We start from the raw sequence: 12,260 nt of genomic DNA on the forward strand, positions 1-12,260 counted from the left end.
CGCCACAACCTTTTTATTCCTCAGTCGCGGGCATCAGGGTAATTTCAACCCGGCGGTTCAATGCCTTGCCTTCGGCCGTGCTGTTGCTAGCAATCGGTTCTGACTCACCAAAGCCCACCGGTTCCAGACGCACCTCGTTGATTCCTTTCACTTTCAGGTACTCAGCCACGGAATGCGCACGGTCTTCGGACAGCTGCTGGTTAAAGGCTTCAGAGCCATCGCTGTCGGTGTGGCCTGCGACGACCACCAAAGTTTTGTCGTATTCCTCTAATACCACGGCAACAGAATCCAACACCTCATAGAAGTTGGAAGCAATGGCGGTACGTCCTGAGCCAAAAGTAATATTGCCCGGCATGATCAGATTCACGTTGTCGCCGACACGCTGAACGCTTACGCCGGTGCCACGTAATTGCTTACGCAGTTCGGCTTCCTGGGAATCCATGTAGTAACCCACGCCACCGCCAATGGCACCACCGCCGGCTGCAGCTGCCAGAATACGGCGATTACGGGTTCCGCTCTTTTCGTCCTTGTTGGCCAGATAGGCGGCCACGGCACCCACCGAGGCACCAATGCTGGCACCGATGGCGGTATTGGAGGTTTTCTCTTCGCCGGTGTAGGCGTCGTAGGTTGAACAGCCGGTAATGGATACGGCCAGTGCGGTTGCTAAAGCAAAATATTTCATGGGTTCGCCATTGTTTGTAAAAATGAATGCTTATCTGTCGACTGGCAATGCCGGTACAGGTTCATTTTTAAAGCAGTGGCTTTTAATCGGTGTATTTAAAACGGTGGCTTTAACGCCGTGGTTAAAGCGACGGCAGCAGAGAGCACACAGAACATCTGCCCTCTGCTACAGTTCCTGGGCCCACGCCCCTCAGCTACGCACGCCGTGAACAACCGTCAGTAGAAATACTCCAGCGTCAGCTGAACGAAGTCGTCTTCCCGGATGCTGTACAGCACGGCATCATCCGAATCGTCGGCAAGGAACAGGTTGCCGTCGATGCTCAGCTTGAAGCTTTCGCCCACCCTTTTGCTGCCTTCCACCACCAGACTGGTGGAGCCGTAATCCAGGTCGTAGCCACCACCAATCAAAAGAGCGCTGTCGTCAACGTCGTTAAAGGTGAGGCGGGCACCGGCAAACACATCGTTCTGGGCCAGCACTCCGGCATCTTCGCCACGCTGGTCCCAACCGTATTCCGTCAGTACGCCAACATCGGCGTTGGAATCCATCACCCCATAAAAGGTGTATTCCAAACCGCCCTGGGCAGCCCAGTAGTTTTCCGGCTGGGTATTGCGGTGAATGGTTTCGAACTTCCACAGCCAGCTGTCAATGGTGGCCTGTAAATCCAGACCAAACTGGGTCATCTGGGCATAATAAGGCACCAGCACAATCTCACTGCCTTGCAGCTCAGCATTTAACAACGGATCGCGGTTGGTGCCCTTGAAGGCGTGCAAGCCAATATCAAAATCGCCGATGTAGTGGCTCCAGCGCAACGCGTAGTCGATGTGCTTTTGCTCGTCGTCCGACTCGTATTGGGCATGGTCTGCGTCTACCACCAGCGCCGGACGAAAACGGCCTTCTTCGCTGGCAAAGGTGCGCTCGCGGAAATACGGCAACACAAACACATCAACAATGCCCCAGTCGCGCACCAGCGATACATTCACCATCGGCTGACCCAGCTTGTCTTCGCCGTCCGGTGCTTCAACGCCGTCAGTCTGGTTAATCACATCGACCAGATGCTGGAACTCAGTGACGCCCCAGAACACCCGCCGGATACCGATACGGCTTTCAAAGCTATCGGCTACGTGTACCCAGCTGAGATCGCGCAGATCAAAGTGATTGCGCTCGTCGTCGCTGTCCAAAAAACGCTTGAACACTTCCAGCGTGACGGCATCATCGCCACCGTTCCATTCCCACAGTAGCTTGGGCTGGGCAGCAATCGATAACTGCATTCCGGTCTGCTGTTGGTCTGCATCTGAATCGGCGAAATAACGAGCTTCCAGCGACACATTGCCCGACTTCTCGTAATACAGCTCAGCCTGTGCCAGCGAGGGCATGGCCCCCGTCAGCAACAGACCTGCAAGCGGCAGCAGGCGCTTCATCGACCGGCTCGCTTGAGGGTGTTTTTGTTGAAGTCGGCGTCTTTCAAACCGGTTTTAAAGCGGTAGCCGCTCCAGGCCAAATCGGTGCTTTTGCCACTCTGGTGGTTGACCATTTTCATCAGGTCCGGACGCCAGTGTTTGCCTTCGTATTCCTTGTAGCCTTCATAAGTGAGGGTTTTCAGCAGGCTGTTCTTGCGGTCGTAAAAGTCAACTTTCTGAGCGCGCAGTTCTGCGGTGTCGATCCAGGCAATACGACGGGTATAACCGGAGTTCTTGTCGACCGGGTAGTTTTCCACTACATAGCACTGCAGTTCACCACAGGCTTCCGTACCAACGTACTTGTAGGTGTACTTTTCCACCTCGAACGAGGACAGGTCTTCATAGGCGAATTCAGAGCCCATAAAAGGACCGGATTTGTTGCGCGAGGCAATGCGTTTGACCCGTTTCAGAGCCGGCAGATACAGCCATTGCTCATCCGCGCCGACAGCGTGGGAAAAGCTCAGAAACGCAGTGCCTTTGACATCCCGCGGCTCATCGAACACCGACAAGCTCTTGTCACCATCGCCCTGCACTTCCAGCGAACTCATGCGCACTGCACGAACGCTTTCCTGGCCCTGCTTGTTACGCAGTACCATGTTCATTTCGCCCTGCATGTCCTGCCAGCCTTCATCGCTATCTTTCGACGCCTGCGAAATAGCCAGCCCTTGTTGCTCTGGGGTGAGCGACGCATCCAGTTCAGAGGCATGAGCGGCCATGGAAACCGTGGTAGCAGCCGTCAGTGCCAGTGATGTAAATACCTTGTTCATCAATTTATTCTTCATGATCGTCAAATCCTTATACCGACGCAGAGGTCGCTGAAGTGTGCTTATTGTTGGTATCCGCGTTAACTGCTGCCTTGTCGTCCTTGTCCAGCAGCATCAGCAATGGCGGCAGGAACAGGAAGTCGACAATCAGGGCGATCACAATGGTGATGGCGGTCAGCAGGCCCATGTCCGCATTCAGTTTGAAGCTGGATTGCGCCAGCACCAGGAAGCCTGCAGCCAGCACCAGCGTGGTAATCACCAGCGCACGACCGACACTGGAAAACGCATAGCGAACCGCGGCTTCGGTGCCGTAACCCTTGTCCCGACGGGCGTGCAGGTATTTGCTTAAGAAATGCACGGTGTCGTCCACCACAATACCCAGCGTCATACCGGCGACCACCGACAGCGCCAGACCAATCTGACCATCGATCATAAACCAGACACCAAAGCCCATCGCCGCCGGCGCCATATTCGGGATCAGACTGATGGCGCCGAACTTCAATGAGCGCAGCGCAAACGCCAGCAACACTGAAATCAACACCAGCGCAATGGCGGTCCCCATCAGCATACTGATGATGTTGCGCTGGCCGATATGGGCGAACATCAGTGTTGGGCTGGCAACCTCGACCTGCAGCTGCGGAGCCTGTTCGGCAAACCAGCGGTAGATGCGGTTTTCGATATCCAACTGCTCGGAGCTGGTGAGATTCTGGAAGGTGGCGATCACCCGGGTGCTGGATTTATCGACGTCGAGCTGATTATTCAAATCGAGGCCGTACGGCAGCGACATTTCATACAACAGCAGGTACTGCGCCGACAGCTCGCGGTCTTGTGGCAGGGTGTAATAGGCTTCATCGTCGCCGTGCATGTTTTTGTTCAGGCGCTTGAGGGTGTCGGAAAGCGTATTCACATGATCGGTTTCCGGCTGTTCACGCAGCCAGTCACTGAAGTCCCCCAGCGCTTTTACAAAGCCGGGATCATTAATACCGCTGCTCTCACCTGAGCCGATGGATATTTCGATGGTGGTCAGGCCCGACATATTGTCGGCCATGTAATCGGTGGCCTGACGGAACGGCACGGTCTGGTCGAAGTATTTAACGAAATCGTCGTTCAATACGTTATTGGGCAACAACACAACACTGCCAGCAATCACCAATGCCATGCCCGGCAGCAGCACTTTGCGACGCTGAATCACAACGTCAGCCAGCTTTTCCATCGCACCGCTGTGGCTTTCGTCCACCACTTTCACTTTCATTGGCAGGACTGTAAGCAAAGCAGGGAAGGTGGTTACCGAGAATACAAACGCCAACATCACACCCATCGCGACCATGTTGCCGAGGTCGTTAAATGGTGGCGAGTCGGAGAAGTTCATGCTCAGGAAACCAATGGCCGTGGTGGCACTGGTCAGGAACACTGGCGTCAGGTTGAGCTTGAGGCTATGCATCAGGGCATCGCGCTTGGTGGCACCGTGGCGCATATCGTAGAACATCGACGCCAGAATATGCACGCAGTCAGCCACCGCCAGTGTCAGCACCATAATCGGCGTTGTTGCTGATGGGCCGGTTAAATAAAACCCCATCCAGCCCGCCAGTCCCATGGTCGACAGAATTGAGAAGATGATCACCACCAGTGACGCCAACGTCCCCGTAATGCTGCGCAACAGGAAAATCATGGCGACCAGAACCATCAGGAACATGGCTGGCACCAGCGTTGCCTGATCTCCCAGTGACGATTCGGCAAAGGCGTTGTTGAGCATCACCACCCCAGACAACCGCACTTCAATGTCCGGGTTTGCGGTAACAAATTGATCGCGCAGTTCACGAGCAAAGGTAACGACCTCAGGCACTTCTTTCGTAGGATCAATAGCAGGTAATTGCACCGTGACGTTAACCACGGTGACGTGGCCCTTGTCAGACAGCAGCTTGTCGACCAGCAGCGGCTCATCAACAGCGATGTCTTTCAGCTGCTGCATGTCCATGTCAGGCAGTTCATCGGCTTCCAACACCAGATCCGCCACAAACAGGTCGTCTTCCTCGGCCTCGGTGTGTTGATAGTTGGTGATGGAATCCACCCGGGTGGAATACGGAATCTGCCAGGCATCTTCCGTCAGCTGTTTGATGGCAGCCAGCGTAGCCGGTGTGAATACTTCACCATTTTTCGGCGACAGCACAAAGGCAACGTTGTCGCTTTTGCTGTACACCTTCTGCATGGCCTCAAAGGCCATCAGTTGAGGGTTTTCGTCACTGAAAAACACCCGGTAGTCACTTTTGAATACCAGGTTCTTGCCGCCAACCGCAGCGGCCATCACAAACAACGCCGACAACAGCAGCACCAGCCACGGTCGATTCAGCACAAAGTTAAAGAAGCGGTCTTGCATCAGGTCTCCTTCCCTGCAAGCGTCAGGGGGCGTATTAAGGTGAGTAGCAGAGCAAATGAATAAAAGCTGAAATCAGGGTTTGTGCAGGCCATGGTTCTTGATTTGTGGGGCTACCCGCTGGTGACAGGCGCGGGTCAGGGCTTGCAGATCGATACTGTTGTCCAGTGGCTGCCAGCCGAGGCCATCCAGCACCAGATTGGTATGTGTCAGATAGGCTACTTCCAGAACCTGGGATTCGCGGATGGCACAACGCTCAACCTGGTCCTGTAGCAGTGCCACGGTGCCGTAGGCCATCGACCAAATCGCAAAGGCAACACCGCCAGCGTCCATACCCGGCTTGGGCGTCAGCTCACCGTTGTCAATGGCGTCCACGATCACGCTGCAGAACAGCCGATTCAAATCGTCTTCCAGCGCCATGTGCTCTTCGGTGTGGTGTTGTGAAGCCTTGGCCCGGGTGGCTGGTGTTTTCGCCGTCACCACCAGATTGAAACGGGTCATGTCGGATTGCGCATGCAGCAAATAGGAATACGCCAGACACAGCGCTTTCTCTCGGGTGGAGCCTTCAAAATCAATCGCTGCGGCAAACACCTCAATCAGGGTACTGACGCAGTAGTTGCACATGGCCGTCAGCAGGTCTTCCTTGCTGGAGTAATGGCCGTATACGGTGCCTTTTGAGTACGGCACTTTGGCAACCACCTTATCGATGGTGACGGCACCGACTCCACCGCCGCTGCGAATCAACTCCAGTGCAGCCCCCATAATGACTTGCTGGCGTTGCTGTTTGTCTTCGTCGTTGATGATCTTCGGGGCCATATCGCTACCAGTTTGACGATTCGTCAAAATAAAACAGTTAAAAAAGCGAAGTGGTTCAACCCAACTTCGCCGATGGAAAACGCTGACGTTTTCTGACTAATCGTCAAAATAAAACAGCCCACTCTGATCGAAAAGCATCCAGATTGAAACAATCCGTTCCCTCAGGCGCTTTAATTGACGATCCGTCGAAATAAAGTCGTCGACCAACAAGCATCCCGGTACGGATGCTCAGGAGTCAGAGGTCAGGAGTCAGACCGGAGAGGCGCGTAAGTTAATCAGGTAGCTCCCTAGGTAGCTCCGGGTGGTTAAGGAAGCCTTTAAAGAAACAAAAACGAATTGATCAGCACGGAAAATAAATAGTGATATCCGGGTAATACAATACCAATATCTAATAGCAAAGCGGTTATTCACTACCCTTTTGAATAAACAAAACCTGGATTACAAATAATAACGTTACAGCCTTAAAGCACAGCTCAAATGTGTCAATAAGGTGACATTTTGATGGGTGTATTTATTCACCGAGCACAGGTCAGCGCTGACATAAGCCGCGCCTTTGACCACTTTGGCACAGACAGGATTTGTGCCCGTCTGATCGCACCTCAAACTGCGCCCAAAACGCCCGTCATCAGGGCTTTGGTGCTCAATCACCCTGTCAGTCCGACCGCGATAAAAAGCCGCCAGCATAAAACGTGATATACTCTGCTCAGCGCAATATCAATGAAACCGTTCACCCGGATATGAGTTTGAATTGCCCTGCCATTATGAGAATCATTTTCATTAAGTTGTTTGCGCAGGGACATGCTAAAAACGGCGGCTTTTGCATACGAATGGGCTGGCTCGAAAAATAGCCAAAAAACAACACATTCACAAAAGTTATTACAGATATTCACGCCATTTATAGCGTTTTCATTGAGCTGTTAACGAGTTTTCAATATCTTATTGCGCGATCAAAATTAGACTAGATGAGATGTGGGCGCTATGAGTTACTATTCAGAATATCTACAAGAAATTGAGGTTCGTAAAAAGGACCTGGGTCTGAACCCGAAGCCAATCGACAGTGCCGAGCTGCTGTCTGAAATCATTGCCCAGATCAAAGACACCGGCAATGAGCACCGCGAAGCATCTCTGAACTTCTTCATTTATAACACTCTGCCAGGTACGACGCCTGCTGCAGTTGTTAAATCTGCATTCCTGAAAGAGATCGTACTGGGTAACGAAGTGGTTGCCGAGATCTCTCCTGAGTTTGCTCTGGAGCAGCTGTCTCACATGAAGGGTGGCCCATCTGTTGCTGCTCTGCTGGACGTTGCCCTGTCTGACCACGCTCAAGCCGCTGCTGCTGGCGAAGTGCTGAAGTCCCAGGTATTCCTGTACGACGCCGACTACGAGCGTCTGGCCGCTGCCTTCAAAGAAGGTAACGCTGTTGCCAAGGAACTGCTGGAAAGCTACGCCAAGGCTGAGTTCTTCACCAAGTTGGACGATATCCCAGAAAAAATCGACGTGGTGACCTACATCGCGGCAGAAGGTGATATCTCTACCGACCTGCTGTCTCCGGGTAACCAGTCTCACTCCCGTGCTGACCGTGAACTGCACGGCCTGTGCATGATCAGCCCTGAAGCACAGAAAGAAATCGTTGAACTGGGCAAACAGCACCCGAACGCCAAAGTGATGCTGATCGCTGAAAAAGGCACCATGGGTGTGGGTTCTTCCCGTATGTCCGGTGTGAACAACGTAGCGCTGTGGGCTGGTGAAAAGACTTCCCCATACATCCCGTTCATCAACAACCGTCCAGTGGTTGCTGGTACCAACGGTATTGCGCCTATCTTCCTGACCACCGTGGGTGTGACCGGCGGTATTGGTCTGGACCTGAAAAACTGGGTCAAGAAAGTTGATGCAGACGGCAACGTGGTACGTGACGAAAACGGCGATCCAGTACTGGAAGAAGCCTACTCCGTTGCTACCGGTACCGTGCTGACCATCGATACCAAAGCCAAGAAGCTGTACAACGGCGATAAGGAACTGGTAGACGTATCTGCTTCTTTCACTCCACAGAAAGTGGAATTCATGAAAGCCGGCGGTTCCTACGCAGTAACCTTCGGTAAGAAGCTGCAAACCTTTGCTGCTGAAACCCTGGGTGTTGAAGCTCCAGCCGTTTACGCACAGGCGAAAGAAATCTCCATCGAAGGTCAGGGTCTGACTGCCGTAGAGAAAATCTTCAACCGTAACGCCATCGGTGTTAACTCCAAGACTCCGCTGCACACGGGTTCCGACGTTCGCGTTAAGGTGAACATCGTAGGTTCCCAGGACACTACCGGTCCTATGACCTGTCAGGAACTGGAATCCATGGCGGCTTCCACCATCTCTGCAACCGTCGATGGTGCTTTCCAGTCTGGTTGTCACACTGCTTCTGTATGGGACAAGAAAGCTCAGGCCAACACGCCTAAGCTGATGGCCTTCATGAACGCGTTTGGTGTAATCACCGCACGTGACCCGAAAGGCATCTACCACTCCATGACCGACGTAATCCACAAGGTTCTGAACGACATTACTGTCGACGACCGTGCGATCATCATCGGTGGTGACTCTCACACCCGTATGTCCAAGGGCGTGGCCTTCGGTGCTGACTCCGGTACTGTTGCTATCGCACTGGCGACCGGTGAAGCAGAAATGCCAATCCCTGAGTCTGTGAAGGTTACCTTCAAAGGCAACATGAAGCCTCACATGGACTTCCGTGACATCGTTCACGCCACCCAGGCTCAGATGCTGAAGCAGTTCCAGGGCGAAAACGTCTTCCAGGGTCGTGTGATCGAAGTACAAATCGGTACCCTGCTGGCTGACCAGGCCTTCACCTTCACCGACTGGACTGCAGAAATGAAAGCCAAGGCTTCCATCTGTATCTCCACCGATGAAACCCTGATCGCCTCTCTGGAACTGGCCAAGTCCCGTATCCAGATCATGATCAACAAGGGCATGGACAACGAAGCCAAGATGCTGGAAGGCCTGATTGCTCTGGCCGACAAGCGAATTGCTGAAGTTAAGTCCGGTGAAGCCCCTGCACTGGCTCCAGACGACAACGCCAAGTACTACGCCGAAGTGGTTGTAGATCTGGACTCTATCGAAGAGCCAATGATCGCTGACCCGGACGTTAACAACGAAGACGTGTCCAAGCGTTACACCCACGATGTGATCCGTCCAACTTCCTACTACGATGGCCGCAAAGTTGATCTGGGCTTCGTTGGTTCTTGTATGGTTCACAAGGGCGACATGCAGATCATCGCTGCGATGCTGCGTAATCTGGAGAAGAACGGTCCGGTTACCTTCAAGGCTCCACTGGTTGTTGCGCCACCAACGTACAACATCGTTGACGAACTGAAGGCCGAAGGCGACTGGGACATCCTGTCCAAGTACGCTGGCTTCACCTTCGACGACGAGAATCCAAAGCAAGCCGCTCGTACCCAGTACGAGAACATCATGTACCTGGAGCGTCCAGGATGTAACCTGTGTATGGGTAACCAGGAAAAAGCAGCGCCTGGCGACACCGTACTGGCGACTTCCACCCGTCTGTTCCAGGGCCGTGTGGTAGAAGATACTGCCGAGAAGAAAGGTGAGTCCCTGCTGGGCTCTACCCCAATGGTTGTTCTGTCCTGTGTTCTGGGTCGCTTCCCGACTCTGGAAGAGTACAAGGCTGCCGTTGAAGGTATTAACCTGACTTCCTTCGCGCCACCAAGCAAGGACCTGAGCGTTTCCGGTGATATCCCGGTAGTTGCTGTGTAATTGCTGCCCGAGCGCAGATGACAGTTTGGCCCACGCCGCTGGCATGGGTCATTCCTCCCAAAACGCCTGATACTTGTCATCGGGCGTTTTGCGTTTAAGGGCCAAGCAAAGGCCAGACCGGGGTAACAGACCCCTGAATAAAGCTCTGAAAAACAGCCACAAAAAAGCCCCCGCTGCTTATCGCAGTGGGGGCTTTTCGAATCACATCAAAAGGCGCTGATTACAGGCCTTCAGCAGACTCGGACAGGTACTTGGCAACGCCTTCCGGAGAAGCGTTCATACCTTTGTCACCCTTGTTCCAGCCAGCTGGGCAAACTTCGCCGTGCTCTTCATGGAATTGCAGAGCGTCAACCAGACGAACCAGCTCGTCGATGTTACGACCCAGTGGCAGGTCGTTGATGTTAGCAGCACGTACCACGCCTTCCTTGTCGATCAGAAATGCGCCACGCAGAGCAACACCGCCAGCAGTTTCAACGTCGTACGCTTTACAGATAGCGTGGGAAACGTCAGCCGCCATGGTGTACTTAACAGGACCAATACCACCGTCGTTGATGGCAGTGTTACGCCATGCGTTGTGAGTGAAGTGAGAGTCGATGGATACAGAGATCACTTCAACGCCCATTTCTTCGAACTTGGCCATACGCTTGTCCAGAGCGATCAGCTCGGATGGGCATACGAAAGTGAAGTCCAGTGGGTAGAAGAAAACCAGGGCGTACTTGCCTTTGGTCGCTTCAGCGAAGTTGTAAGAATCAACGATGGTACCGTCGCCCAGTACGGCTGGAACGGTAAAGTCAGGGGCTTGCTTGCCTACCAAAACGCTCATGGTGTCACTCCATTAGTGAGTCGCAGCAGAATTGCTGCATTTCAGAAACGCCGATAATACATGGGGTTTTGGGCTACTCAAGCGGGCCTGATCACGGTTCAAACAACTGATAGATTGAAATAATAAACCTGATAGCTTTTTATAATTCGAAGTGTCCGAATTGCCGTAATACCGATGTTTTTTCGGCGCCTATTCCCGGTAGTCACTGCTGTTAATCCCGTACTTCACCAGCTTCTGGTTAAAGGTACGGCGTTCAATACAGAGGTCGTCCAACACCGCGGAGACCTTGCCCGCATGTTGAGCCAGTTTCGAGCGCAGCAGCTTTTCTTCGTAGGCCTGCACCAGCTCCTTTAACGACTCTCCGGCTTGCACCTCAAAGGTGTTGGCGGTGTCGGATTCAATCGCTTTTTCAATCTGGCGGCAGCTACGTATGGCATAGCGGGTTGCAACGTTGATCAGCTCACGAACATTGCCGGGCCAGCTGTACTGCAACAACACCTGGCGGGTATGTTCGTCGGCGCTTTTGTATTGGGTGCCAAAGTTGTCGCACTGCTGACGGGCATAGAATTCAAACAGGCTGACCACATCCCCTTCCCGGTCGCGCAGTGCCGGAATCCGCAGTTCTGCCACTTGCAGGCGGAAGAACAGGTCCTGACGGAAGTTGTCGTTATTACGTAGCTCGTCTTTGGTCGCCGACACAATGCGGCAGTCAATGGGGATTTCCTTGTTGGAGCCCAGCGGCGTTATCAGCTTGTCGGATATGGCTCGCAATAACTTGGCCTGGGTGCTTAATGGCAGGCTTTCGATCTCGTCCAGAAACAGCGTGCCGCCATTGGCGTGCACCAGTTTGCCGTCACGAGCGGCACCGGCATCGGTAAAAGCGCCTTTTTCATGGCCAAACAGTTCGGCTTCTGCCAGTTGCTCCGGAATTGCGGCACAGTTCAGCGCGACAAAACGGCCGTTAGATCGACCCGACAGGTCGTGTAACGAGCGTGCGACCAGCTCTTTGCCCACCCCGGTTTCTCCGTACACCAGTACCGGAATATCCATTGGGGCAAACTCTTCAATGTCTTGCCTGAGCGATTTGATGGCCTTGCACTGACCAACAATGGTGTTGGCCAAACCCGCTTCGCCCCCCTGCCCGCCAGACTTTAACGCCAATTGATTGGCCCGGGTTTCCAGCGCTCGCCGGATGGCGTTCATCAGATAATCGATGTCGAACGGCTTTTCGACAAAGTCGAAAATGCCCTGCTTCATGGCGTCGACGGCAATCGAAATATCGCCATAGCCCGTCATCAGAATAACCGGAATGTCAGCGTCGATATCCAACACCTGTTTGGCAAATTCAAAACCGTCGGCATCGGGCATGCGCAAGTCGGTCACCACCACCACAGGGGCGCCTTTTTTGATGCGCGGCATTACCTTGGTTGGAGAAGACCAGGTGGACAGTTGCTCAAACTCGGTGGAGAGTAAATCCGACAAGTTGATACGGATGTCTTCATCATCATCGATGATCAGGATTTCAATGTGGGAATCTGCAGTCATTATCTGGCCATCAACGCGGTGTAAACATCAT

The 12,260-nt window shown here is 53.3% G+C and carries 8 protein-coding genes; 1 reads left to right on the forward strand and 7 read right to left on the reverse strand.

Annotated features, from left to right (window positions below):
* Positions 1–13 precede the first annotated feature (13 nt).
* The 5 genes from G516_RS0115650 to G516_RS0115670 form a co-directional block, all read right to left on the reverse strand.
* Positions 14–682, reverse strand: coding sequence for an OmpA family protein (locus G516_RS0115650; protein ID WP_028294435.1), 669 nt, complete (start codon positions 680–682; stop codon positions 14–16).
* Positions 683–897: 215 nt separating this feature from the next.
* Entirely contained in the window at positions 898–2,100 is a 1,203-nt protein-coding gene (locus tag G516_RS0115655; protein ID WP_028294436.1) for a hypothetical protein, read from the reverse strand.
* Positions 2,097–2,921, reverse strand: coding sequence for an outer membrane lipoprotein-sorting protein (locus G516_RS0115660; protein WP_245582682.1), 825 nt, complete (start codon positions 2,919–2,921; stop codon positions 2,097–2,099). Before G516_RS0115660 ends, G516_RS0115655 begins: the two co-directional genes overlap by 4 nt.
* A gap of 13 nt (positions 2,922–2,934) precedes the next feature.
* Positions 2,935–5,277 carry an efflux RND transporter permease subunit gene (locus G516_RS22870; RefSeq protein ID WP_036536745.1) on the reverse strand — a complete coding sequence of 781 codons (2,343 nt, stop codon included), beginning with the start codon at positions 5,275–5,277 and terminating at the stop codon, positions 2,935–2,937.
* A 72-nt stretch (positions 5,278–5,349) separates the two neighbouring features.
* Complete coding sequence (locus tag G516_RS0115670; protein WP_028294438.1) at positions 5,350–6,090, reverse strand: TetR/AcrR family transcriptional regulator; 741 nt, start codon at positions 6,088–6,090, stop codon at positions 5,350–5,352.
* 978 nt (positions 6,091–7,068) lie between these two features.
* On the opposite strand from G516_RS0115670, the gene G516_RS0115675 reads away from it, so the two are divergent.
* Positions 7,069–9,861 (forward strand): bifunctional aconitate hydratase 2/2-methylisocitrate dehydratase, encoded by a 2,793-nt coding sequence (locus G516_RS0115675; RefSeq protein WP_028294439.1) that lies wholly within the window; start codon positions 7,069–7,071, stop codon positions 9,859–9,861.
* A 220-nt stretch (positions 9,862–10,081) separates the two neighbouring features.
* Here G516_RS0115675 and G516_RS0115680 read toward each other — a convergent pair whose 3' ends face one another.
* Both G516_RS0115680 and G516_RS0115685 read right to left on the reverse strand, forming a co-directional pair.
* A complete protein-coding gene (locus G516_RS0115680; RefSeq protein ID WP_028294440.1) occupies positions 10,082–10,684 on the reverse strand; it encodes a peroxiredoxin in 603 nt (200 codons plus the stop codon).
* Between the two features lie 189 nt (positions 10,685–10,873).
* Positions 10,874–12,229, reverse strand: coding sequence for a sigma-54-dependent transcriptional regulator (locus G516_RS0115685; protein ID WP_028294441.1), 1,356 nt, complete (start codon positions 12,227–12,229; stop codon positions 10,874–10,876).
* Positions 12,230–12,260: the final 31 nt, after the last annotated feature.

The organism is Oceanobacter kriegii DSM 6294 (assembly GCF_000422845.1).
GTDB classification, from domain to species: domain Bacteria; phylum Pseudomonadota; class Gammaproteobacteria; order Pseudomonadales; family Oceanobacteraceae; genus Oceanobacter; species Oceanobacter kriegii.